The organism is Duganella flavida (assembly GCF_009857445.1).
Taxonomy (GTDB): Bacteria; Pseudomonadota; Gammaproteobacteria; order Burkholderiales; family Burkholderiaceae_D; genus Rugamonas; species Rugamonas flavida.
The window spans coordinates 239118-262772 of the sequence record NZ_WWCN01000008.1 but is presented as its reverse complement, the minus strand read 5'-3'; the positions used below and the strand labels follow the sequence as shown (position 1 = coordinate 262772).

The 23655-nt window shown below is 60.1% G+C and carries 29 protein-coding genes; 13 read left to right on the top strand and 16 right to left on the bottom strand.

Annotated elements, in window-relative coordinates; all coding sequences use genetic code 11:
- Positions 1 to 61 precede the first annotated feature (61 nt).
- Positions 62 to 760 (top strand): aquaporin Z, encoded by a 699-nt coding sequence (gene aqpZ / locus GTP46_RS14935; protein WP_161007416.1) that lies wholly within the window; start codon positions 62 to 64, stop codon positions 758 to 760.
- On the opposite strand, the gene GTP46_RS29825 is transcribed toward aqpZ, so the two are convergent.
- From GTP46_RS29825 to GTP46_RS14920, 3 genes are all read right to left on the bottom strand, one after another.
- Positions 757 to 1425, bottom strand: a complete 669-nt coding sequence (locus GTP46_RS29825) for a PEP-CTERM sorting domain-containing protein (RefSeq protein WP_229258951.1) — start codon at positions 1423 to 1425, stop codon at positions 757 to 759. The two genes, aqpZ and GTP46_RS29825, sit on opposite strands and share 4 nt — an antisense overlap.
- A 63-nt stretch (positions 1426 to 1488) precedes the next feature.
- Entirely contained in the window at positions 1489 to 2106 is a 618-nt protein-coding gene (locus GTP46_RS14925) for a PEP-CTERM sorting domain-containing protein (protein WP_161007415.1), read from the bottom strand.
- 80 nt (positions 2107 to 2186) lie between these two features.
- Complete coding sequence (locus tag GTP46_RS14920) at positions 2187 to 3998, bottom strand: sensor histidine kinase (RefSeq protein ID WP_161007414.1); 1812 nt, start codon at positions 3996 to 3998, stop codon at positions 2187 to 2189.
- 75 nt (positions 3999 to 4073) lie between these two features.
- Here GTP46_RS14920 and GTP46_RS14915 point away from each other — a divergent pair, with 75 nt between their 5' ends.
- The 4 genes from GTP46_RS14915 to GTP46_RS14900 all read left to right on the top strand — a co-directional run bounded on the left by GTP46_RS14915 (position 4074) and on the right by GTP46_RS14900 (position 7087).
- On the top strand, positions 4074 to 4673 hold the full coding sequence (locus GTP46_RS14915; RefSeq protein ID WP_161007413.1) for a response regulator: 600 nt from the start codon (positions 4074 to 4076) through the stop codon (positions 4671 to 4673).
- Positions 4674 to 4917: 244 nt separating this feature from the next.
- A complete protein-coding gene (locus GTP46_RS14910) occupies positions 4918 to 5481 on the top strand; it encodes an RNA polymerase sigma factor (protein WP_161007412.1) in 564 nt (187 codons plus the stop codon).
- A gap of 16 nt (positions 5482 to 5497) precedes the next feature.
- Complete coding sequence (locus GTP46_RS14905; protein WP_371869667.1) at positions 5498 to 5836, top strand: hypothetical protein; 339 nt, start codon at positions 5498 to 5500, stop codon at positions 5834 to 5836.
- A 3-nt stretch (positions 5837 to 5839) separates the two neighbouring features.
- Positions 5840 to 7087 (top strand): MFS transporter, encoded by a 1248-nt coding sequence (locus GTP46_RS14900; RefSeq protein WP_161007411.1) that lies wholly within the window; start codon positions 5840 to 5842, stop codon positions 7085 to 7087.
- Here the strand turns inward: GTP46_RS14900 and GTP46_RS14895 are convergent.
- Positions 7080 to 7763: a substrate-binding periplasmic protein gene (locus GTP46_RS14895; protein ID WP_161007410.1), complete on the bottom strand. Its 684-nt coding sequence runs from the start codon at positions 7761 to 7763 to the stop codon at positions 7080 to 7082. The genes GTP46_RS14900 and GTP46_RS14895 overlap by 8 nt on opposite strands.
- A gap of 168 nt (positions 7764 to 7931) precedes the next feature.
- Between GTP46_RS14895 and GTP46_RS29475 the strand changes: the two genes are divergently transcribed.
- Complete coding sequence (locus GTP46_RS29475; protein ID WP_202414286.1) at positions 7932 to 8123, top strand: hypothetical protein; 192 nt, start codon at positions 7932 to 7934, stop codon at positions 8121 to 8123.
- A 35-nt stretch (positions 8124 to 8158) separates the two neighbouring features.
- Here GTP46_RS29475 and GTP46_RS14890 read toward each other — a convergent pair whose 3' ends face one another.
- Together GTP46_RS14890 and GTP46_RS14885 are read right to left on the bottom strand one after the other, a co-directional pair.
- A complete protein-coding gene (locus GTP46_RS14890; protein ID WP_161007409.1) occupies positions 8159 to 8407 on the bottom strand; it encodes a DUF3297 family protein in 249 nt (82 codons plus the stop codon).
- Between the two features lie 21 nt (positions 8408 to 8428).
- A complete protein-coding gene (locus GTP46_RS14885; RefSeq protein ID WP_161007408.1) occupies positions 8429 to 9634 on the bottom strand; it encodes a cation:proton antiporter in 1206 nt (401 codons plus the stop codon).
- A gap of 168 nt (positions 9635 to 9802) precedes the next feature.
- On the opposite strand from GTP46_RS14885, the gene GTP46_RS14880 reads away from it, so the two are divergent.
- The 5 genes from GTP46_RS14880 (at position 9803) to GTP46_RS14860 (ending at position 15288) form a co-directional block, all read left to right on the top strand.
- Complete coding sequence (locus GTP46_RS14880; protein WP_202414275.1) at positions 9803 to 10255, top strand: MarR family winged helix-turn-helix transcriptional regulator; 453 nt, start codon at positions 9803 to 9805, stop codon at positions 10253 to 10255.
- Positions 10252 to 11580, top strand: coding sequence for an MFS transporter (locus GTP46_RS14875; protein ID WP_161007407.1), 1329 nt, complete (start codon positions 10252 to 10254; stop codon positions 11578 to 11580). Before GTP46_RS14880 ends, GTP46_RS14875 begins: the two co-directional genes overlap by 4 nt.
- 9 nt (positions 11581 to 11589) lie before the next feature.
- Positions 11590 to 12552: a LysR substrate-binding domain-containing protein gene (locus GTP46_RS14870; protein ID WP_161007406.1), complete on the top strand. Its 963-nt coding sequence runs from the start codon at positions 11590 to 11592 to the stop codon at positions 12550 to 12552.
- A 130-nt stretch (positions 12553 to 12682) separates the two neighbouring features.
- Positions 12683 to 13978, top strand: a complete 1296-nt coding sequence (locus tag GTP46_RS14865) for a Glu/Leu/Phe/Val family dehydrogenase (RefSeq protein WP_161007405.1) — start codon at positions 12683 to 12685, stop codon at positions 13976 to 13978.
- 77 nt (positions 13979 to 14055) lie between these two features.
- Positions 14056 to 15288, top strand: coding sequence for a malic enzyme-like NAD(P)-binding protein (locus tag GTP46_RS14860; protein WP_161007404.1), 1233 nt, complete (start codon positions 14056 to 14058; stop codon positions 15286 to 15288).
- Here the strand turns inward: GTP46_RS14860 and GTP46_RS14855 are convergent, their stop codons facing one another.
- Both GTP46_RS14855 and GTP46_RS14850 read right to left on the bottom strand, forming a co-directional pair.
- Positions 15289 to 15639, bottom strand: coding sequence for a cupredoxin domain-containing protein (locus tag GTP46_RS14855; RefSeq protein ID WP_229258949.1), 351 nt, complete (start codon positions 15637 to 15639; stop codon positions 15289 to 15291). It lies immediately after the preceding gene.
- 2 nt (positions 15640 to 15641) lie between these two features.
- Positions 15642 to 16523 carry a metallophosphoesterase family protein gene (locus GTP46_RS14850; RefSeq protein ID WP_161007402.1) on the bottom strand — a complete coding sequence of 294 codons (882 nt, stop codon included), beginning with the start codon at positions 16521 to 16523 and terminating at the stop codon, positions 15642 to 15644.
- A gap of 154 nt (positions 16524 to 16677) precedes the next feature.
- Here GTP46_RS14850 and GTP46_RS14845 point away from each other — a divergent pair, with 154 nt between their 5' ends.
- Positions 16678 to 17199: a sigma-70 family RNA polymerase sigma factor gene (locus tag GTP46_RS14845; protein WP_161007401.1), complete on the top strand. Its 522-nt coding sequence runs from the start codon at positions 16678 to 16680 to the stop codon at positions 17197 to 17199.
- Positions 17196 to 17993 carry an anti-sigma factor family protein gene (locus GTP46_RS14840; protein WP_161007400.1) on the top strand — a complete coding sequence of 266 codons (798 nt, stop codon included), beginning with the start codon at positions 17196 to 17198 and terminating at the stop codon, positions 17991 to 17993. Before GTP46_RS14845 ends, GTP46_RS14840 begins: the two co-directional genes overlap by 4 nt.
- Here the strand turns inward: GTP46_RS14840 and GTP46_RS14835 are convergent.
- The 8 genes from GTP46_RS14835 to GTP46_RS14800 all read right to left on the bottom strand — a co-directional run bounded on the left by GTP46_RS14835 (position 17947) and on the right by GTP46_RS14800 (position 23646).
- Positions 17947 to 18306: a hypothetical protein gene (locus GTP46_RS14835; RefSeq protein ID WP_161007399.1), complete on the bottom strand. Its 360-nt coding sequence runs from the start codon at positions 18304 to 18306 to the stop codon at positions 17947 to 17949. The genes GTP46_RS14840 and GTP46_RS14835 overlap by 47 nt on opposite strands.
- A gap of 252 nt (positions 18307 to 18558) precedes the next feature.
- Positions 18559 to 18888 (bottom strand): YnfA family protein, encoded by a 330-nt coding sequence (locus tag GTP46_RS14830; protein WP_161007398.1) that lies wholly within the window; start codon positions 18886 to 18888, stop codon positions 18559 to 18561.
- 22 nt (positions 18889 to 18910) lie between these two features.
- Positions 18911 to 19156 carry a hypothetical protein gene (locus tag GTP46_RS14825; protein WP_161007397.1) on the bottom strand — a complete coding sequence of 82 codons (246 nt, stop codon included), beginning with the start codon at positions 19154 to 19156 and terminating at the stop codon, positions 18911 to 18913.
- Between the two features lie 40 nt (positions 19157 to 19196).
- On the bottom strand, positions 19197 to 19730 hold the full coding sequence (locus tag GTP46_RS14820) for a Cif family virulence factor (protein ID WP_161007396.1): 534 nt from the start codon (positions 19728 to 19730) through the stop codon (positions 19197 to 19199).
- 86 nt (positions 19731 to 19816) lie between these two features.
- A complete protein-coding gene (locus GTP46_RS14815) occupies positions 19817 to 20395 on the bottom strand; it encodes a GNAT family N-acetyltransferase (RefSeq protein ID WP_308495431.1) in 579 nt (192 codons plus the stop codon).
- Complete coding sequence (locus GTP46_RS14810) at positions 20376 to 20576, bottom strand: hypothetical protein (RefSeq protein ID WP_161007395.1); 201 nt, start codon at positions 20574 to 20576, stop codon at positions 20376 to 20378. The genes GTP46_RS14815 and GTP46_RS14810 overlap by 20 nt, the downstream gene beginning before the upstream one ends.
- Positions 20573 to 21829, bottom strand: coding sequence for a glycosyltransferase (locus GTP46_RS14805; RefSeq protein ID WP_161007394.1), 1257 nt, complete (start codon positions 21827 to 21829; stop codon positions 20573 to 20575). Before GTP46_RS14805 ends, GTP46_RS14810 begins: the two co-directional genes overlap by 4 nt.
- On the bottom strand, positions 21826 to 23646 hold the full coding sequence (locus tag GTP46_RS14800) for a DUF885 domain-containing protein (RefSeq protein WP_161007393.1): 1821 nt from the start codon (positions 23644 to 23646) through the stop codon (positions 21826 to 21828). Before GTP46_RS14800 ends, GTP46_RS14805 begins: the two co-directional genes overlap by 4 nt.
- Positions 23647 to 23655 lie beyond the last annotated feature (9 nt).

Genomic DNA, 23655 nt, shown 5'->3' with positions numbered 1-23655 from the left:
ATACTCTTTTTGACAACATTTAATGCTATGCTGAGCACCTTGATAACATTTAAAGGCGGCAATGATGAGCAATGTGAAAAAATGGTCGGCGGAGTTTCTCGGCACCTTCTGGCTCACGCTGGGCGGCTGCGGCAGCGCGGTGTTGGCGGCGGCGTTTCCTGGTCTGGGCATCGGTTTGCTGGGCGTGTCGCTCGCCTTCGGCCTGACAGTGGTGACTGGCGCCTATGCCTTCGGCCCGGTATCGGGCGGCCACTTCAACCCTGCTGTATCGGTCGGGCTGGTGATCGGCAAGCGCTTCAGCGCCAGCGAACTACCCGGCTACATCATTTCGCAAGTGCTGGGCGCAATTGCCGCAGCCGCTGTTCTGTACCTGATCGTTTCCGGCAAAGCGGGCTTCAGCGGCGTGGGCGGCTTCGCCTCGAACGGCTATGGCGCCAATTCGCCGGGTGGCTACAGCCTGCTCTCCGTGCTGGTCTGCGAAGTGGTCCTGACGGCGGTGTTCCTGCTAGTCATCCTCGGCGCCACCGCCAAGCGTGCTGCGGGTGGCTTCGGCGGCCTCGCCATTGGCCTGTGCCTGACCTTGATCCACCTGGTCTCGATCCCGGTCTCCAACACCTCAGTCAATCCAGCCCGCAGCACCGGCCCGGCACTGTTCGCCCAAACCGGCGCGCTGGGTGACCTGTGGCTGTTCTGGGTGGCGCCGATTGCTGGCGCCATCCTCGGTGCGCTGATCTACAACGCCTTGCTGTCGGAAGACTAAGACCGGCGGCGGCGCGAGATCAGCCCCAGCAGCGCCAGGCCGCCTAGCAGCATGGCATAGGTTTCTGGTTCCGGCACGGCCAGCACATCGCCGTCCCGCACCGCCATCGCGCCGATCAGCGCAGTCTTCGGCAACTCGGTGTTGAAGCCGGCGAAGAAGCTGAAGGCGTAGGCGTAATCGGCATGCGTGGCATGGGTGCCGGACAGCCAGACCAGCGCCGGAATCCCATCCGGGCTGGCAAACGGGCCATTGTTGCGCACGGGGATCTGCGGATTGCCGAAGCGATCCACGGCCGGCTGGTCGCCCAGCAGGTCGTAGAACAGGTGTGCCGTCTCCGAGCCGACGCCCTTGGCGGTGCTCGGGTAGTAGCTGGGATCATAGGTCTCGCCAGCGGTTGGCAAGTGCCAGCCGGTCAAGCCGCCCCAGTTGAGGGTGGCCCAGTTATTGGCCTGATCGAAGGTCATCACATTGGCGCCAGTGGTGGTGCGCAGCCAGGTAATGTTGTCATCGGCGTCGTACAAGTAGACGGCATTCGCATCGGTGGCAGCAACCGCATGGAACATCTGGTCGCGCCCGGCCAGCGGCGTGCTGGCCATCGCAGGCAAGGTGGTGGCAGCCAGCAGTAGCGCGGCGCCGATGGAGCTGAGTTTTTTATGATATTTCATGGGATATCCCTTGGGTTGGAACAGCAGGTTTAGACGCCAGTCCGGGCGCCAGCGGTGGTGCATTCATGCACTCCGGGTGCGCCGTGCCACGAAGCCGAGCAAGCCCAAACCAGCAAACAGCATTGCGTAGCTCGCCGGTTCCGGTACTGCCGATACGTTGATGTTGTCGATCTGGACGTAGCTCTGGCTCAGCAGGTTGCCAGTCAGGACTACCGAGGCCAGGCCAGTCCAACCCACGAAGTCGACTGGTGTCAGGAAGCCGACGTTGCTGGTTTGTACGACTCCCGACACGGTCGAGCCATTGGCAAACACGCCCTTGATACCCAGCTTGACGCTCGTCCCGGCGTAAGCGCCCGGCGAAAATTCGAGGCTGTTGAGATTGAACAGTCCAGCATCCTGGCGGCGGAAGGTGACGGCATTGGTCTCGGTGCCAGAGACGATGTCATGCGGTGCAAATGTCAGCACCGTGGTGCCGTTGTTATACGAATCGACGCCGCCGCTTAGCCCCAAGTAATCGAGCGCGGTAAACACAAAGCCTTGCGTGGTGAAGATGGTCGGACGCACGGCCACATGCGCCAGGTCGGCGTTATCGAAGGTGATGATGTCGGCGCGCGCCGGCAGCGCGGCACAGGCGGCAGCGCAAGCGAACACGGACAGCATGGACTGGACGGTAGTTTTCATGTTGAGTTCCCCTTTGGTTGAGTTCAGCCACTGTAGTCATGGCCGTTCGGCGGGGAAATACGGAAATCACCGTATTTTTGTCAACACATCAACGTTGAGGGGATGAAAACGGCGAAGCAGCTGCCGCGTCCCGGCGTGGACGCGATGCGCAGGGCGTAGCCGCACTGCTGGCAGAGGTTTTTGACGATAAACAGGCCCAGGCCGAAGCCTTCGCCCTGCCCGCCTTGCTCAAACGGTTGCAGCAGCCGCTCGCGCGCCGGTGCAGGAATGCCCGGCCCGGTATCGAACAGCTGGATTTCGACGCCATCCGCACGGCGCCGCGCGCCCAGCACGATGCGGCCGCTGGGCGTGTGGCGCACCGCGTTGGCCAGCAGGTTGGCCAAGATGCGATATAGCAGCAGCGAGGAGCCCGTCACCCGTACATCGCTGGCGCGCACCGACAGGCGCAAGCCCTTGACCTCAGCAGCCGGCTGGAACGCTAGTCCCAGCTGCCCAAAAACGGCAGCCAGCACGATCGATTCGGGCAAGCGCTGGTCTTGCCGCGCCTGCTCGATCAAATCCTTGAGCAGGGATTGCGCATAGGCCAGCGTGGTGTCGATATGCGCGGCGACCGGACCGTCTTGCGAGCCCAGCGCGCTGAACGCCAGCCGCAGCGAAGCCAGCGGCTGGGCGATGTCGTGGCTGGCTGACGCCAGCCGTAGCAAGCGTTCGTTGGCTTGCTCCAGCGCCGCTAGTTTGGTCTGCTCCGCCAGCAGCAGTTGCTCGGTCTCGGCCAAGTGGCGCAAGCGGCTCTCGGCCAGATGCGCATTGAAGCGCTCGACCTGGCTGACCAGCGCCGCGCCGAACAGCAAGGCCTTGAACAGGCAGCTAAATTTCGGGACGGCCTGGATGGAAAAGAACGGCGGCGGTTCCAGTTTGAAGACCACGAAGACCGCCACCATCAACGGGATAGCCAGCAACGTCGACACGCCCAGCAAATAAAAGCGCGCCGCCTCGATGCGCCGGACCACGCCCACGCAAGCGACCATGCAGCCGAACACGGCATAGGCCAGCGTGAGCATGATCAGTAGCGCGTCGAGCGGGTGGAGCAGGTGCGCGGCCAGCAGCAGCACGCCAATCAACAGCAGCGTCCGGTGCCAGCGGTAGAGGCGCGGCATGCTGGTCCGCATCTGGAAAAAGTCCATCGCAAAGCCGACATGCGCCATCAAGGCCAGCACGCCAAGCGCGCCGGGAGCCAGCATATTCCAGGCCGGCGCATGCGGCCACAGGAAGGCAAAATTGTAACCCTCGACCTGCGCCACGAAGAAGATATTGGTCAGCACAAAGATGCCATACATGCGGTAGCCCAGCACGCGACGGGCGCCAAGGCCCAGCACGGCCACCGGCACCATCGCCAGCATCAGGCCGGCCACCAGACCGCTGAACAGATGGGTCTCCGTGTCGTCGGCATTGAGCTGGTCGGCACGCCACCAGCGCGCCAGCATCGGCATGCTGCCGTGGGTATGGTAGAACACATAGACCGTGGCCACGCCGGGCGCCAGGGACAGCGGCGCCATCAGGCGGCGATGCCGGACCGGACGGTCGGCATAGGTGCTGGCGGCGTCCAGCGCCAGCACACTGCGTGCCCGGCCGCCTTGCACCTGGTAGACCTGCACCCGGTAGGCCGCCGGCATGCTGAGATCCAGCAGGCGCGCGCCGCCGCTGGTGGAAACATCGATGCGGTACCATTCGCCGCCGGCCAGCATCGGCACACCCAAGCCCGCCATCACTTGCGCGGCAACCGCATCCGGCAATGGCTGCACGCAGCCACGCAAACCGGCGTGGCCGTCCGCCGGTTCGGCACATCCCTGGGCCAGCGTGCGGCCGGCGCAGCAGCACAACAGCAATATCAATGTGATGAATCTTGCAAACAATGCCGCCCCCTGGGATGTTATCATTATTTTATCACCATCCCGAGCGACATCTTTATGGATATCCTGCTAGCTGACGACCACACTATTTTCCGGCAAGGCCTCAAGCTGCTGCTGCACAGCCAGGAAGGGATGCGCGTGGTGGCCGAGGCCGCCAGCCTCGACGAAGTCCAGCCGGCGCTGCAGCAGCAGTCGATCGACTTGCTGATACTCGACTACCACATGCCGGGCGGTGAATCGTCAGCGACGCTGGGGTATTGCAAGCAGCGCTATCCGAAATTGAAAGTGATCGCGCTGACCGGCACCCATTCCGGCATCGTCCTCAAGCAGTTGCGCGATGCGCGGGCAGATGCGGTCTTGCTCAAGGACTGCTCCGGTCCCGAGCTACTGCGCAGTATCGCGCAAGTCATGAGTGGTAAGACCGTGCTCAACGATGCGGTCCAACAGCAAATCGCCATCTGCGACGAGCAACTGACGGCACGCGAACTGCAGACGGTGCAATTGATTTATCAAGGCTACGCCAGTACCGACGTCGCGGCCCAGCTCAACCTGTCGGCCAAGACCGTCGACAAGCACCGCGAGAACGTCATGCGCAAGCTACAGGTCCACAACGTAGTCCAGCTGATCCACAAACTACGCCAGCTCAAGCTAGTGTGAAGAAGCGATCTCTGGAACGCATTGGCGCAGCGATGACGGCTGAAGAAATCCTCGAACAACTCAAGCTACTTGGGCTGGATAGCTACAAAAAAAGACTGCTCAATCATGGCGTAAGACCGTAAAGTGTGAATGGCCTCATCACATTGACAGAAGACTCAATCAATTTCGGCGAGAGGTCGAAGCATAATTCGCACGAGTTTTCAGAACGGCACAATATTCCAGTCCGAGCATCGTCTTCCAGTCTATGACTGCACCAATAACAACATCCGACCAAGATCAGGACATCACCGCGACGGTGTTGCGGGAGCGGTCGCGCTTGTGGAACTTTATCCGTCGCCGCGTGGCCGACCAGACCGACGCCGACGATATCCTGCAAGACGTGTTCTACGAATTCACTCAAGCCTACCGCCTGCCCGATCCGATCGAGCAGGCCAGCGCCTGGCTGTTCCGTGTCGCCCGCAACCGCATCATCGACCGCTTCCGCAAAAAGAAGGAAGTGGCGCTGGAAGACCTCGCCTCGTCCCACAACGACGAGGACGACGACTGCCGCCTCGACCTGATGCTGCCCTCGCCCGACGACGGCCCCGAGGCTGCCTACACCCGCGCCATGCTGCTGGAAGAACTGCAGCACGCGCTCGAAGCACTCCCCGCCAACCAGCGCGAGGTGTTCATCGCGCACGAACTGGACGGCATCAGCTTCAAGGAGATGGCGGCCCAAACCGGCGTCTCGATCAACACTTTATTGGCTCGCAAGCGCTACGCCGTGCTGTACCTGCGCCAGCGCCTGCAAGCCCTGTACGACGAATGAAAGGAGTACCTGCAAAATGCGTCACCACGACATGAGCTACAAGAAATTCAAACTGATGAAGGGCATCTTCATCCTCGCCTGCGCCGGCGTGCTCGGCCTGATTGTGATGGGGCTGTGGAACTGGCTGATCCCAGCCATCTTCCCCGGCGCCAATGCCGTGAATTATTGGCAAGCCCTCGGATTGCTGCTACTCTGCCGCATCCTGTTCGGCGGCTTCCGCGGCCATCACCGCAACTGGCACGAGAAGCGCGAGCACTGGCAGCGCTGGCAAGCCATGACGCCCGAAGAGCGCCAGGCCTTCTTCAAGAACCGCGCCAATTTCTGCCGCCCTGCGCCTAACGAAACGAAAGAATAAGCAATGCAAAAAACCCCTGCGCAGCCGTTCAGCGGCTACCAGAAAACTGTAGTGGCCATGCTGGCCTTCCTGCAGTTTGCCGTGATTCTCGATTTCATGATCATGTCGCCGCTGGGCGCGCTGATCATGCCGGACTTGCACATCGATCCATCCAAGTTTGGCCTGGTAGTGTCGGCCTACGCCTTCAGCGCCGGCATTTCCGGTCTGCTGACCGCCGGCTTTGCCGACCGCTATGACCGCAAAAAGCTGCTGCTGTTCTTCTACACCGGGTTCATCGCCGGCACCGTCTGGTGCGGCCTGGCGCAGAGCTTTGAAAGTCTGCTGGCCGCACGCGTGTTCACCGGCCTGTTCGGCGGCGTGATCGGCTCCGTGGTGCTGGCGATTTCCACCGACCTGTTCCCGCCGCAAATGCGCGGCCGTGTGATGGGCCTGATCCAGACCGCGTTTGCCGCCAGCCAGGTGCTGGGCATCCCGGCCGGCATCTATTTATCGAACCGGTGGAACTGGCACGTGCCCTTCATTGCCATGGCGGCCTTCGGCCTCATCGGCGGCCTGCTGGTGGCGTGGAAGCTGCAACCGGTGGACGCTCACCTCAAGCAGCCGCAAGAGCACAGCGCCTTCATGCACCTGTACCACACGGTGACGGAAAAGCGCTACCTGCTGGCGTTCTGCGTGACCGCCCTGCTGACCATCGGTGGCTTCATGCTGATGCCGTTCAGCAGCGCCTACATCGTCAACAATATGGGCATCGATTTGCAGCACTTGCCAACCGTGTACCTGGTCACCGGCCTGTGCACGATTTTCATCGGCCCGATGATCGGCCGCGCGGCCGATGCCGTCGGCAAGTTCCGCGTGTTCCTGTTCGGCACTGTGCTGTCGATGACGATGGTCGTGGTGTACACCCATCTCGGCCATGTACCGCTGTGGCTGCTGGTGCTGGTGAATTCGGTGCTGTTCGTCGGTATCTTCTCGCGCATGATTCCATTCCAGGCGATTTCGTCGACGGTGCCGAGCATGACCCAGCGCGGTTCCTACAATGCCATCAGCGCCTCGATCCAGCAGCTGGCCGGCGGCCTGGCGTCACTGGCGGCCGGTCACATCGTCACGCAAGCGCCGGATGGCCATTTGCAGCACTTCGACCGCATTGGCTACGTGGTGGTGTGCACTTCGCTGATCGCAGCCGTCCTGCTGTGGCGCCTGACGCGCGGCTTGCCGGTCGCCGCCGCGCCGCAAGCGCAAGCGGCTACCTGAGCGTCAAACCGTACTTGTCCGCCGTGCGCTGCATGAAGCCTGAGCTCTTCAGTTTTTCGAGCTCGGTGCGCACGGCCTGCACGGTGGCTGGCGGCGTGCCGAGGCTGGCCGCCACGTAGTAGTCGCCCATGCCGGGCATCGGCATGGCGCGCTCCAGCTGCGAACAGCGCACCTGGATGCGCTGGCATAAGTCCTTGAGCGTGCGTTCGGACGCCACCATCAAATCCACCCGCCCTACCACCACCTTGCGCAAATTGGTTTCGTCCAGCGCGCCCAGGTCCGCGTTCAGACCCAACTGGTGCAGCTGTTCTTCCACCACGTCGCCACGGTTGGCAGCGATGCGGTAGCGGCGCAGGTCTTCCACCGTGCGCACCTTGATATCGCGCCGCGATGCCAGCTTGTACAGATAAACGCTGCGCGGCGCCAGCGGCGTCACCCACTGGAACAGCTCCTCGCGCTCGGGCGTGCGCACGATGCTGTAGATGAGGACGTTAGGCTGGCTCCTGGCCATCTGGAAGGCGCGCGCCCATGGATAAATCTGTACGCTGTGGTCGATGCCGGCATGCGCCAGCGCGGCTTCCAGCACGTCGGTGGCGTAGCCGGTGACCTTGCCGTGCTCACGATAGCTGTAGGGGGCAAACTCCTCCGTCACCAGCGTCAGCGGCGTCGCCGCCACGGCAGGCACACCAAAAAGCAGCGCTACCGCCCCCACCCAGCGTATTAAATTGTTTCGACTAATTAAGAAAAGCCAATTTTGTTGCCGCATGGCATTATTTCGAATTATAATAATTACAGTTAGTCGTACCCACCACCAACCTTATCAGATTCAAAAGGGAGAAAGTGCATGAACTCCAGAAATATGGATGCCGCCTGCTTGCGCGCGCTACGCCGCCGAGGCCATTCCGACAGCAGCATCGCTGCTATGACGCCTGAAGAAGCGTTTTGCGAATACTGCGCTTACCACGGGATCATGAATCTCAATCCGGGTACGCTGGAGATGCTCGACAAGCTGCGCGGCGACGCCGGCAGGCAATAAAAAAAGCCACCTGACGGTGGCTTTTCAATTGGTGCTTAACGGTAGAAAGCTTCGACCGCGCCTTTCAGCTTGATCAGCATCGGATTGCCGTGACGATCCAGTGCTTTGCCGGCCGGGACCTTGATCCAGCCTTCGCTGATGCAGTATTCATCCACATCGCTACGCTCTTTGCCGTTGAAGGTGATGCCTACATCGTGTTCAAACACGGCGGCAACGTGGAATTTGCTGCGCGGATCGATCGACAGACGATCCGGCAGTGGTGGGAGTTGAGTAGTATCGTTCATGCCGCCATTATATCAGTTCACTCAGCTGGTTTTGAAGATCAGCTGCTTCACACGTTGCAACTTCGGCGCCACCACCGGCACCGTCAGCATGGTGCTGCCGATGGCCATCAGCAGCAGCGCGGTGAAGGTTTCGCTGGTGATGATCTGCTTGTCGAGCAGGATATTGGCGAAAATGATCATGATCAGCGCCTTGGTCTGCAGCAGCCAGCCGATGATGGAGGCCTCGCCCGCTTCCCACTTGAGGATCTTGCCGGCCACATGAATGCCCGCCAGCTTGCCCGTCACCGACGCCACCAGCAGCACGCCAGCCACCAGGAACACGGCCGAGCCGCCCATCGCCCAGTTGGTGCGCAGGCCGGTGCTGAGGAAGAATACCGGCATCACCGCCATCAAAACATTCGCGCGCAGGAAGTCCATTTTCTCCTGGTTGAACCATTCAGCATCCATCACTGCGCCAGCCAGGAAGGCGCCGACCATGAAGTGCAGGCCGGCCCAGTCCGCCGCAAACGCACACACCGCCAGCCAGATGAAGGATAAGTACCAGCGGTCGCTCTCCTCAATGCGCACCATCAGCATACGAAACAGTTTGGTCACGATGGCAAACGCCAGCAGGAAGCCCAGCTGGCGGCCGACGCGGTCCCAGTCCAGCAGGATCACGGCCAGCACGCCCCAGATGGCGATATCGTCCAGGCTGGCGTAGCGCAGGATGCGCTGGCCAATCGGCTGGCGCAGGATCTCCAGTTTTTCCATCAGCAGGATCAAAATCGGCAGCGCCGTCACCGCACAGGACATGCCCACGCCCAGCACAAACTGCCAGTCATGCGCTTTCGGGCCCATCCAGCCGGCATAGCCAACCAGGCCGATGGCGGCAATGCAGCCGAACAGCAGCGGCGTGCCCAGCGCCAACCCCGCCGTGATACTGCTCTCACGGCGGTGGGTCCAGGCTTTTTTCAGGTCCAGTTCAACGCCGGCGATCATCACGAAAATCATCACCGCCCACCAGGCGATGCCGTTCAGCGACTGCACCACTTGCGGGTTGAACACGAAGGAATAGTATTCCGGGTAGGCGCGGCCCATGATGCCCGGCCCCAGCAGGATGCCGGCAATAATCTGCACCACCACCAGCGGCGCGTAGTAATCGGTGCCGCCCAGGCGCCAGATCAAATACGGCACACTGAAAATAATGGTCATCGCGATCAGGAAGATCTCGGTGGTTCCCATATGCATTTCTATCCCCTGTTATGTAGTTATGTAATGATGAATGTGGAAACGATACCATATCTATCGCGGCGATGGCTGCATGTGGCAAAAAACTAACATTCAACAGATTTCAATGTCATTTACTTGATTACTCAAGTATATTTCAAGCATTAATCAAGAAAATGAGAGGATATCATGGACCGAGACACCATCAGCGCCAGCCTGGAATTCACGCTGCGCCTGGCACGCGCGCAAGCCGTGCTGGTGCGCCGGCTCGACCAGGTACTGGGCGGCTACCACGGCATCAGCTTCAACGACTTCATGCTGCTGCACTACCTGAGCCGCGCACCGGGCGGCCGCCTGCGCCGCGTCGACCTGGCCGAGCGCCTGGCGCTGACCGCCTCCGGCGTCACCCGCAGCCTGCTGCCGCTGGAAAAAATCGGCTTGGTCGAACGTCAGCAAGATCCACGCGACGCCCGCGTGGCGTATGCTGCCATCACCAACACCGGCCGCGAACTGCTCGGTAACGCCGTCACTGTCGCCGAGCAGATCAGCAAGGACTTGCTGCGCAGCTGCCCGCCCGCACAATTTGACGATTTGAGCAACGCGCTGGCCCTGGTGGCCGGCATGAACGCCTCCAACTCATGACTACGCTAAAACAAAACGCTAACTTCAAGTGGCTCACGCGCGGCGGCATCATCTCCTCCCTGGGCGACCAGATGAGCATGATCGCCCTGCCGTGGCTGGTGCTCAAACTCACCGGCGACACGCTGGCGCTCGGCTTCGTGATCGCGCTGATGAGCGTGCCGCGCGCGGTGTTCATCCTGCTCGGCGGCGCACTGGTGGACCGCTACTCGCCCAAGCGCGTGCTCATGCTCAGCAAGTACGCCAATGCGGTGCTGCTTGCCTTGCTGACGCTGCTGGTGCTGAACATCCACGCCATGCCGACCATCACGCTCAGCGAATCGCTCTCACTTACCGTCGCGCTGACGCCGCAGTTGTCACTGCAGCTGATCTACGCGCTGGCCTTGGGCATCGGTCTGGCGCAGGCGTTCGGTATCCCATCCGGGACCTCGATCATGCCGCTGGCCATCCCCGCTGAACACCTGCAAGCGGCCAACGGCGTGTTGATGGGCATACGCCAGTTGTCCATGCTGGTTGGTCCGCTGATGGCGGCGGCCCTGCTGGCGATTGCCGGCAAAGGCAGCGATGGCAATGGCGTAGGCGATGCGCGCGGCCTGGCGCTGGCCTTCGGCTTCGACTGCATCAGCTTCATCGTCTCCGCGTGGACGCTGGCAAAGGTGCAGCCACTCGATGCCGCTGCGCCGGAAGCGAAGGCAGCGCAAGCGCCGTCCTCCGTGCTGCGCTCAGTCGGCGAAGGCCTGCGCATGGTGTGGGACGATGTGCCGCTGCGCCTGTGCTTCATTTATTGGGGCACGGTGTCGCTGTTCATTGGCGGCGCGATGCAAGTGGCGATACCGGTGTTGGCCGGCGACCTGCATGGCGCCAGCACCTTCGGCATCCTGATGGGCGCACACGGTGCAGGCACCTTGATCGGCATGGGCATGGCCGCTAAATTCGGCAAGCATTTGCGCTTCGCGGAATTCGGCACCATGCTGCTGCTGGTCGACGCCATCGCCGGTGTTCTCGTCGCGCCGCTGGGCTTCGTGCACGCGGCGTGGCAAGCGTCCATGCTGATGCTGTCGCTAGGCCTGTTGGGTGGCTATATGCAGATTAACGTCTTCACGTGGATCCAGCGCCGTATCCAGCCGCACATGATGGGACGCGCCATGAGCATCTTCATGTTCATCTTCATGGGACTGGCGCCGTTGTCGGCGGCGACCACCGGATGGATACTGACGCTGGTCTCGCTGTCGCAATTGTTCGTCGGTGGTGGCATCATACTGGTGCTGTTTGCCACGGCGGCGTATTTGTTCACGCCGATCCGCAGCATCACCGCCAACGCATCATAAGGACACTGCATGGAAACCAAATGGCTGGAAGACTTCATCTCGCTGGTAGAGACCAATAACTTCAGCCGCTCGGCGGCGCTGCGCCACGTGACGCAGCCCGCTTTTTCTCGCCGCATCCAGTCACTGGAAAACTGGCTGGGCACAGACCTGATCGACCGTACCTCGTATCCAACGCGCTTAACGCCGGCGGGCATTGTGTTCTACGAGCAGGCGCTGGAGATGCTATCGAAGATCAACGGCGCGCGCGAAATGCTGCGTTCAAAACGCGCCGCCGCGCAGACCAGTATCGACCTCGCGGTGCCGCACACTTTGTCGCTCACCTTCGTGCCAAAGTGGCTGACCAAACTCGAAGAAGATTTCGCACCGATCCGCAGTCGCCTGATGGCATTGAACGTCCACGACGCCGTGCTGCAATTGGTCGAAGGCGGCTGCGACCTGCTGCTGTGCTATCACCATCCGCGCCAGCCGGTGCAGCTGGATCCAGGCCGCTACGACATGCTGGTACTGGGCCACGAATCACTGCGCGCCTATGCACGCTGCGATAAAAACAAGGTGCCCGAATTCAAACTGCCGGGCACCAAACGCGCACCGCTGCCCTTCCTCTCCTACACCAACAACGCCTACCTCGGGCGCATGGTGGAGCTGATTTTGAGCGATACCAAAACGCCATTACACCTGGAGCCACATTACGAAACCGACATGGCCGAGGGATTGAAAATGATGGCGCTTGAAGGACGCGGCATCGCCTTCCTGCCGGAATCTGCGGTCACCCGCGAGTTAAAACAAAAACAGCTTGCACGCGCCGACGGCGATACCTCGGACTGGGAAATCGAAATGGAAATCCGCCTGTACCGCGAGCGTCCGTCGGCGCACCGGCGCGGCAAACCGATCGTGGAGCGGCTGTGGGAATTCCTCGATGCGCAGCAAAATCACGGTGCAAAAAAACGCCGCGTTCCGGTATCGGAGAGATAACTATGCATTATTTGCATAGCCGAATGCGCATACAGCATTGGCCGCTCTAAAGGCTCCAAGCCTATGATTCGTCCCACTTGAGCACTGCCACGAGCAGTGTTCACTCAACGAATTCACAGGAGCCTTGAGCATGACCTCTGTACAAGCACAACACGCACTGCCTTCCTACCTCAACGCCGAAGATCTCGGCCCTTGGGGTGTCTATCTGCAGCAAATCGACCGCGTTACCCCGCACCTCGGTAGCCTGTCGCGTTGGGTCGAAACCCTCAAGCGCCCTAAGCGCATCCTGACCGTTGACGTGCCGATCGAGCGCGATGACGGCAGCATCGCCCACTACGAAGGCTATCGCGTGCAGCACAATATGTCGCGTGGTCCAGGCAAAGGCGGCGTGCGATTCCACCAGGACGTGACCCTGTCGGAAGTGATGGCACTGTCGGCGTGGATGACCGTGAAAAATGCAGCAGTCAACGTGCCATACGGCGGTGCCAAAGGCGGCATCCGTGTCGATCCCAAGACCCTGTCGCGTGGTGAACTGCAGCGCCTGACCCGCCGCTACACCAGCGAAATCAGCCTGATTATCGGCCCTAATAAAGACATCCCTGCACCGGACGTCAACACCAACGAACAAGTAATGGCGTGGATGATGGACTCCTACGCCATGATCGAAGGTAACCTGTCGACTGGCGTGGTGACCGGCAAACCAATCTCGCTGGGTGGCTCGCTGGGCCGCCGTGAAGCGACCGGCCGCGGCGTGTTCGTGGTAGGCCGCGAAGCCGCCGCCAAACGCGGTGTAACGATTGCCGGTGCACGCGTTGCAGTGCAAGGCTTCGGTAACGTTGGCGGCGTCGCTGCTACCATGTTCGCGGAAGCTGGCTCTAAAGTCATCGCCGTACAAGATCACACCGCAACCGTGGTGCACCAAGGTGGCCTGGATATCGCCCGTCTGCACAAGCACGTAGCGGAAACCGGCGCCGTTGCTGGCTTCCCTGGCGCTGAAGCGATCCTTGATCGCGATGCATTCTGGGACGTGGAATCAGACATCCTGATCCCGGCCGCACTGGAACAGCAGATCACCGCTGCCAACGCACCGCGCATCCGCACCAAGATCATCCTGGAAGGCGCCAACGGCCCGACCACGCCGGAAGCGGACGACATCCTGACTGATAAAGATGTGCTGATCGTACCGGACGTACTGGCCAATGCAGGCGGCGTCACCGTGTCGTACTTCGAGTGGGTACAGGACTTCTCCAGTTTCTTCTGGAGCGAAGACGAAATTAATGCCCGCTTAACTCGCATCATGCAAGATGCGTTCAATGCGGTATGGACCGTTGTGCAGGAAAAGAAAGTAACCCTGCGCACCGCAACCTTTATCCTCGCTTGCACCCGCGTGCTGCAAGCGCGTGAAGTGCGCGGTCTGTACCCATGATTCACTGAATCCCCAGCAGTTTGCGCCTGCACGGTTTTACGCCGTGCAGGCGTTTTTCGCATTGTAAGGAACAGCATATGAGTACTATCGAACAAAAAGCATTGGCCTATCACCGCGCAGGCAGCGCGGGCAAGATCGCCATCGAAATCACCAAGAGCGTGAGTACGCAAGAAGACCTGGCGCTGGCGTATTCGCCGGGCGTCGCCGCACCGTGTGTAGAGATCAAGCATGATCCGGCCAAGGCCTACGAATACACCGCCAAGGGCAACCTGGTGGGCGTCATCACCAACGGCAGCGCGGTGCTCGGACTGGGCAACATCGGCGCGCTGGCAGGCAAACCGGTGATGGAAGGGAAAGTCGTGCTGTTCAAAAAATTCGCCGGCATCGATGCGTTTGATATCGAGATCGACGAAAGCGATCCGGATAAACTGGTAGACATCATCGCCGCCCTGCATCCAACTTTCGGCGGCATCAACCTGGAAGACATCAAGGCGCCGGAGTGCTTCTACATCGAGCGCAAACTGCGTGAACGTTTATCGATTCCAGTCTTCCACGATGACCAGCACGGCACCGCCATCGTGGTCGGCGCAGGCATGCTGAATGCGATCGAAATGACCGGCCGCGATATCGCGACTGCGAAAATCGTCTGCTCCGGTGCCGGCGCGGCGGCCATCGCCTGCCTGGAACTGCTGGTGGACCTGGGCGCACAGCGCCAGAACATTTTTGTCTGCGACAGCAAAGGCGTACTGACCACCGAGCGTAATCTCGACGGCGAAAAGGCCGCATGGGCGCAGGATACTTCGGCCACCACGCTGTCGGAAGTGATGGAAGGTGCGGACGTATTCCTCGGCGTATCGGGTCCAGGCGTGTTGTCGCCGATGGACATCCAGCGCATGACGGCGCAGCCTATCGTGTTCACGCTGGCGAATCCGGAACCGGAACTGCGTCCGGAGCTGGTGCGTGAAGCGGCGCCGGATGCCATCATTGCCACCGGCCGTTCCGACTATCCGAACCAGATCAACAACGCGCTGTGCTTCCCTTACCTGTTCCGCGCAGCGCTGGACTCGGGCGCGACCACCATCAACCAGGAGATGAAGCGTGCTTGCGTGGTCGCCCTGGCCGACATGGCGCGTAGCGATGCTCGCTTCAGCAAAGACTACATCGTCCCGGGCCTGCTGGATCCGCGTCTGCTGAGCGGCGTTACGCCGAAGATCGCCACGGCGGCATGGCGCAGCGGCGTCGCTCGCAAGCAGCTGGTCGAACTGGAATACGCAGACGACCTGACCGACCTCGCCGAGTCGCTGCTGTAATCAGTCTTTGACGATCAGCGTACCGGCCATTTCCTCATGGCCGCTACCGCAGAAGTTATCGCACAAGAAGCCGAACCGCCCCACCCGGTCCGGCTTCAATGACACGCGCACCGGTTTGTCGATCATCAAGTCGGCACGCAGCTGGAACTCCGGAAGGCTGAAACCATGCGGAAAATCCACCGCCGTGAACTCCAGCACCACCGCCTCCCCTTTCTTCACTTCGATCACGTTCGGTTGATAGCGGAACTTGCGCGCCTCAATCTTGATGACGCGTTCCTTGGTTTTGGCTTGCGCCAGCACCACCAGCGCCAACGGCGCCGCCAGCAGCAGCCTGCGTTTGTTGGTGATCATGTTCATCCTTTCTGCGCTGCGAATTCTTTGATCTGGTAAGCCACCGGCTTCGCCTCAGCCTCCACTTCACGGAAGCCCAGTCCCTTGCCCGGCATCGCCGAGTCCCACGGTAATGGCGTACGCCGCTCCTGCGAACCCGGTGCAGGCAATGGGAAGATCAGTGACTTCGCCGAATGGTGCGCAATATGGCCGCTCAAATGGTGATGCTCCTGATGGATATGGCCGTAGAATACCGTCACGTTCTGGTAATGCATCAGTAAATCAATCGCCTGCTGGCCGTCGCGCGTGGCCCAGTCCCAGGTTGGCGCAAGGTCGAATAGCGGCCGGTGAGTCAACACGACGATGCGCGCATCCTTTGTCTGCTTGGCCAAATCTTCCTTCAGCCACGCCAGCTGCGCCTCGCCGATGCGCGCGCCGGGATCGGACACATTGTCGATCGCGATGAAATGCACGCCCTTATGATCGAAGCTGTAGTGCGTGCGGCCGAAGTGTTCGATGAACGCTTCACCCTTGTCCAGTGAGGCGTCATGCTCGCCCGGCAGGAAGTGGATATTCTTCACCTTTAGTTCAGCGACGATGGTCTTGAACTCCGTCATGCGCCGGCGGCGCTCGGCCGGATCGTCGGTGGTGTGAGTAAGGTCGCCGGTAAAGACGATGAATTCTGGCGGCTGCGCCAGCGCGTTGACCGCTTCCACCGCCTGCTTCAGCGTCTGCTCGGCTTCAGGATTGGCTGGGCCTTTGTAGCCCCAGTGCGAATCGGACAGCTGGACGAAATAGAAATCGTCGTAGCTGTTGTCGGCCAGCGCGTGGCCATAAAGACCGGACAGGAAGACGGCGCCTCCGCCCACTGCCCCCAGCCTGAGAAAATCCCTGCGATCTGTCATGTTATGCTCCTCTCGTGAGTAGTACGTTGGTCAGTCCTACCCACTAAAACTCGCATCGCGTACCCGCTATTCCCGGAAAAATATTTTTATTTTTTTCTGCGAAAAATGGGAATAAAACCCAGGCCTGCCGAGTCTTCATTCACTGGACCACTACATGGACAAGTATTTGGACGACGACGACACCGCCCGCTTCGAAGCGATGGCCATGCCACATCTGGATGCGGCCTACAACCTCGCGCGCTGGCTCACCCGCAACGAACATGATGCGGATGACCTGGTGCAGAATGCCTATCTGCGCGCCTTCCGCTTTGCCGGCGGCTTCCGCGGCGGCGATGCGCGCGCATGGCTGTTGACCATCGTGCGGCACACCTACTACACCACGCTGCGCGATGGACAAGCGGAACGCGGCGATGTCAGCTTCGACGAAGCCCTGCACGACCAGGATGCGGGCGGCGATCCCGCCGACATAGCCGCCAGCCACGACACCGCCCGCACCGTCAACGAGGCGCTGGCGCGGCTGCCGTTGGCCTTCCGCGAAGTGCTGGTGCTGAAAGAGATGGATGAACTGTCGTACAAGCAGATCGCCGAAGTGACGGCGGCGCCGATCGGCACAGTGATGTCGCGCCTGTCGCGCGCGCGCCAAATGCTGCTGGCGTATCTGGGAGAGTCAAAATGAATTGCCAACAAACGCAAGAGTTGATGTCGGCGTACCTCGATGGCGAGCTCGATGCAGCCGGCGCATCGCGCCTGCACGAGCATCTCGATAGCTGCGCCACCTGCCGCGCCACGATGGAGCAACTGGCGGCGCTGCATCAGCGCGTGACCACCGAGGCGAGCATGCATGCCGCGCCAGCGCACCTGCGCCACCGCATCCAAACGGCGCTGGCAGCGCAGCGTCATGCTGCAGCACCGTCGCGCCAGCAGCCGGCCCGCTGGCCTTGGGCATGGATCAACCTCGGACTGGCGACACTTGCCAGTGGCGCTTTTGCCATCACACTGTCGCTGTACTTGAACCAACCGTCGGCCGATACATTGCTGGAGCAGGAACTGGTCGCCAGCCATTTCCGCGCCTTGATGCCGAATCACCTGGCTGACGTAGCATCCACCGACCGTCACACCGTCAAACCCTGGTTCGCGGGCAAGCTTGATTTTTCGCCGCCGGTACACGACCTTGCAGCTGAAGGCTTCCCCTTAATCGGCGGCCGGCTGGACTATCTCCAACAACGGCCGGTGGCCGCGCTGGTGTACGGCCATCGCCAGCACATTATCAACGTGTACGTATGGCCGGCGAGCGCGCGTGGCATGCAGCACGGCGAGCACCAAGGTTTCCAGCTACTGCGCTGGTCACAGGAAGGCATGATCTTCTGCGCAGTCTCGGATTTGAACGCGCAAGAGCTGGCGGAATTCGCGCACCAGCTCCAGACTAAAGCGCCGGCTGCTCCGAGCGGGACTTCATCAAGCCGAGGATAGAACGGTGGAAGTCCTTCAGCACCAGCTTACCCCACAGGTTACCGTAGGTTTGCAAGCGCGACTTGTTGATGAAGCGCGTAGTCAGGCTCAGGTCCGTGCCGCCGTCCGGCGTGGCTTGAAGCGTGTAGCCGCCATCAACCAGTTCGAAGTATTCACCGTTGATTTCGACATGTTCGTCCAGCGCCTCACGCGGAATGGCGCCCTTCGGAACCACGAAGCGATAGCGCAAAGCATACGGCTTGCTCGATTCCGTCACCACCTCCTGGAACCAGACATGCTTTTCCCAGCGGCTGGTGCGCACGCCGTTATTCATCTGCGCCTCCAGCGGCCGTGGTAGTCCGATCAAGTGCACAAAGGAGAAACCAAGTTCGCTCGACCAGCACCGGCAAGGTCGAGCGGCCCACCCGGTCATGATTGTGTATCAGCCCCCGACCAGCCCACCGAGTATGGACGCAATAGTGCCGATGACGGGATGGACATTCGCATCCTACAATCCAAACCGCACCGTCAAACCATACGTAGCGCCGATCAAAATGCCGGCAATGACTTTTCGGGAAACCATCGTCTACCTCACCGGTTGCAATGCGATGACGGCCATGCCGGCCAGCGCCAGCACAGCGCCTATCGCATCGAAACGGTTCAACGCCACGCCGTCTACAAACCGGAGCCACAGCAGCGCGACGCAAATGTACGCGCCGCCATATGCGGCGTAAGTACGGCCCGCAGCTGTCGGATGCAACGTAAGCAGCCAGGCGAAAACAGCAAGCGACAAAGCCGCCGGCAACAACAGCCAGGCAGACCGGCCCTGCTTTAGCACCAGCCAAGGCAAATAGCAGCCGACGATCTCGGCAAGCGCAGTCACAAAAAACAGCGCGGAGATTTTAAAAAAATCCATGATCTAAAAATATACGAAGCAGTTAAGCCACTATCTGATCGACAGAACAACGGGCCAGCATCCGTTCAACGGTGGCATGAAATGCCGCGTAGTCGAAGTTTTTAGGCTTGCGTTTCATTTCGCCGATGCGTGCGATTGCACCTAACAAGATTTTTGAGAACTGCTCGAATTGCTCCCCTGCCGACAAGTCTTTCACGTCAGGCCAATTGAGTTGGCCGACGGAGATGAGCGATTTTGTCTTCGGGCGGTAGCTGGTGTAGCTGCTCATGGAAGTGAAATAATTGCACTAAAAACTCCGATGCTCTATCTTAAGTCGATGGCCGGTTCATCGTCCACATGACGCTGGCGATTTTCCAACTTCCGCCGATGACCTTCATCATTTGCCACGTTTCAATTCCATAGTTCTGCGTTTTTCCATCACGGACAAATTCATAGTCGAACATCACCCATGCCACGTTGCCGTCCTGGGTAATTTTCACGTTGTAGAACCGCTCTTCGATGGCTTCTTTGGACATGCCGATGACGCGTGCAAATTCGCCGTATCCGCCTGCACGCAAACCGTCGAATGTTGTGTCATGTTTGTCGCGCACGTATTCGATATCCTCCGGATTCATAGGCGAATCAAATAGGATATTGGAATTCAGAACAAGTGTAGAAAGTAGCTTCCGATCTTTAGTTTTGATAGCCGTCTGAAAATCTTCGATCACTTTGTTGATTGCCCGCGTATCCTCCGGGGTAGCGACATGCTTGCCGATGTAAGCCGGGACAGTATCAGTCGCATTTGCGTTAGCGCTATTCAAAAACAGGGATGTGACTACAAAAGCAAGGAGGAGGCGACGCATGAGGATCTTTCCAGGATAGAGAGGCTTTCATTTATAGCTAATTTCCAAAAATACAAGTTAACTTAAACCGGAAATCAGCCTAAATTTTATTGGTCCAGACGTAAGCACATAAGCAGTTCGTCGTAGAACCTCCCAACTACCCTCATGGAGCGAGGCTCTAATCCAAAAGTCTCAAAGCCCAAGGAGTCGTAAAGATTTTTAGCCCGGTGATTTTCGACGTTAACGGATAGATGGATTTGTAGGACGCCCATCTTCCTGGCGTGTTCCACAACACGCATGAGCAATTCTCGGGCGACGCCTTCCTTCCGCAGCTCAGGCTGCACGAACACGCCCCATAAGGTGGCCTTGTGGGACATTTGAACGAACGCTTCACGTCTTAGCCCGGCCATTGCAACTAGTCTCGTATCAACAAAAGCACCAAATACCACTTGATGGGCAGTCTGCTCTATCCTCGCCTGAATCTCGGCGGGAGTGCGCGATGCTTCTTCCTCGGCTGTAGACGAAACAGCGATAGGAGAATCGACAATCGCAGCAATGCGAAGGGCCTTAAAAGCGATGCCATCATCTACAGTTAGCGGCCTAATGCAAATAGCTTGGCAAGAAATATGTTTTTCGCGTTGCATTTCGAGATAAATTTTACGAGAGTTATAGTGCGCGAATTGCATCAGCAGTCGCCAGCACATGCGCCTGCATTACCGCCGTACCCTGCGGCTGATCCAGCCCCGGCCCGCCAGCCAAGATCGAAAACCGGCGCTCCGTCGCCGTATCATTCACCTCAGCGAAGACCTGTGAAGCGGACAACATACCTGCGGCGATAAGCAGCAATGCCCTGCAAAGATTTTTCATCTCATGCTTTCATTAATCAAAGCGACAGCTCGCGCCACGCCATTTTCAGTTGCCATTGCACGGGCGACGGCGGTGGCTCGTACCTGCATCTCGGGACGCAGCGCCTTGATGCGGGCAGCGAGTTGTTTGGCGCTGACGCTGCTGCGCTTCGCCAGTTTGCCCGCCACGCCGAGACGCTGCAGCTCTTTACCCCAGTGTTCCTGCTCGCTGATGTGTGCAACAACCACCGACGGTTTGCCCGCCAGCGTCGTCGATTGCGTGGTGCCGGCGCCGCCGTGATGCACCACCGCCGCGCAACGCGGGAACACCAGGTGATGCGGAGAGGCGCTCACATACAGGATCTGCGTATCCGATCGGAAGCCGCAAGCCGCTGCATCGTGCGTCTGGATGATGGCGCGGCAGCCTGCCAGTTTGGCCGCTTCGGTGAGCAGGCGCAGATGCTCGCTTTGATTGGAAATGTCGCTTGGCGTCCAACTGCCGAAGCTCATATAGACCGGCGGCTCGCCTGCCGCGAGGAAGACTTCCAACTCCTCCGTCAAGCGCCCTTCCAGCGTGATGTTCGGCATATCGAGGAAGCCGCATACCTGCAGCGATGACGGCCAATCCGGCTGGCGCTCGCAGATCTGCGGGCTCACTGCGGCCAAGGTCAGGTAAGGCGACAGCCACACATCGCTGACCACATCCTTGGTCGCAGCCAAGCCCACTTGCGCGCGCAAGCGATTGACGTAGGGACTCAACACGCGATGCAGCAAGATACGCGTAAGCCACCACAAAAATTTGTTGAAGATGCGCGGAAGGCCTAGCGGATGACTGTAAGCGCTCGGTATCGCCGCATGCGACAGCAGCACGCTCACATAGGGCTTGCCCGCATGCTCCGCCGCGATCTGCAAGGGATGCATGAAGTAATGGCCCACCAGCAGGTCCGACTCCGCCGCCAGTTCGCGGGCTGCGGAGAACATCACGTCCTCCGCCGGTCCAAAGCAACGCCGCAGGATTAAAGACATCTGCTTTAGGGGATCGCGCGAACTAAGGATAGACCAGCCAATCTCCGCGCCCTCCTCTGGCGTGATGACCGGCGACGCCAGCACGCGGATGCGCACACCGGCAGCCGAAGTCACGCCGGCGTAGGCATCACTATCCACGCAGGTGATCAGCAGCGTGACCTCATGCCCCGCCAGTTGCAAGCCTTCCGCCAGAGCCAGGAACGGCCGGATGTCGCCGTGGCTACCCCACGTTTGCAGACCTATCTTCATGCCTGCTTGCGCTTCGCGATCCAGTCATTGATCACGCGCTCCAGCACCGACAGCGGCAAGGCGCCATGCGACAGCACTTCGTTATGGAACTGCTTCAGATCGAATTTATCGCCCAGCTCCTGCTTGGCGTGCTCGCGCAGCGCCAGTATCTTCAGCATGCCGACCTTGTACGCCAAGGCCTGCCCCGGCGCGACGAAGTAGCGCTCGATCTCCGCCGTCACATCGCCTTCGGCCATGCCGGTGTTATCCATCATGTAGCTGATGGCCTGCTCGCGCGTCCAGTGCTTGTAGTGAATACCCGAATCGACCACCAGTCGCGTGGCACGCATCATCTCATCGCGCAGGCGGCCGAGGTTATCGAGCGGATTCTGCTCGAAGCCCATCTCATACGCCAGCCGCTCGGCATACAGCGCCCAGCCTTCCTGGTAGGCAGTGAACGGCAGCACGCGGCGGAAGAACGGCACGTCCTGCATTTCCTGCGCAATCGCGATCTGGAAATGGTGGCCTGGTATGCCTTCGTGATAAGCCAGCGTGCGCATGGCGAATTTCGGCGTATCGCCCGGATTGCGCATGTTCGCGTAGAACACGCCCGGACGCGAGCCGTCGAAAGAACCCATCATGTAATACGCACCCGGCGCAGTCGCTTCCGACGACGGCGGCACCTGCTCCACTTTTACGCCCAGTTTAGGACGCAGGTCGAACGCGCTGCCCAGGCCTTTGTTCACATCATCCAAAATAGCTTGATACTGCGCCAGCATGGCCTTCTTGCCTTCCGGGGTATTCGCATATTGCTGGTCGGGCGAACGCGCCAGCTGCTGCACGCGCGCGCCGATAGTGCCATCACTGAGGCCTTGCGACTTCAGGATAGCGTCCATCTCCGTACTCACGCGCGCCACTTCCGACAGGCCCAGTTCATGCACCTGCTGCGGCGTCATGTTGGTGGTAGTGTGCATGCGCACAGCCCAGGCGTAGTAGGCGTCGCCGTTCGGCAGACTCCATGCGCCGTTGTTTTCCTTGGCCTTGGGCGCCAGCGCCTCGAAGTAGCTGATCAAGCCGCGATAGGCCGGATACACCTGGTCCTTCACAGCACCAGCAACGGCGGCCAGCAAGCGCGTACGCGTATCGCCATCCATTTCCGCTGCGGGGATCTTGTCCAGCTTTTCCTTGAAGGTGACGTACAGCGGATGCTGCTCTGGCGCGACGGCGATCATGCCGTTCATCTGCTTGAGCACCTTCTCCACCGTGAAGCGCGGCGGGATGATGCCGCGCGATTCACGCAGGCGCAAGCTCTCCGTCAGCTGCGTGAATTTGACCGGGAACAGCTTCAAACGCGTGATGTAGTTCTCCGCCTCGACCTTGCTTCCAACCTGGTGCACCTGCCCCATGAAATCCGGCAGCGCGCTTTGCACGCCCTGCATCTGGTTGACCGGGAAGTCGTGCTTGTCGAACGCTTCGCCGTCCGCTTGTATCTGCAGGTAGTAGGACAGCGTGTCGTACGACAGCTGGCCTTCGCGGTCCAGCTGATTGCGGTCGTATTGTTTGAGCGTGGCGAGGCTGTTCTTCACCAGCTCCAGCGCCTTTTGCTCGCGCGCGGGCGAAGCGTCATCCAGCTTGGCGCTGTAAAAGTCCGCCCAGCCGGGCAGGATGCGCATGGACGACAGCATCTCCGGACTGTCGATGGCGAATGCCGCAAACACCCTGGTGTAGAACCAGTTCAGTTTCAGCGGCTTGAAGTAAATCGTATGGGCGATCAGTGCCGCCACCACCAGTACCACGGTAGCCAGCGCAATCGCCAGCCATTTGAATACGCGCTTCATGCAGCACAC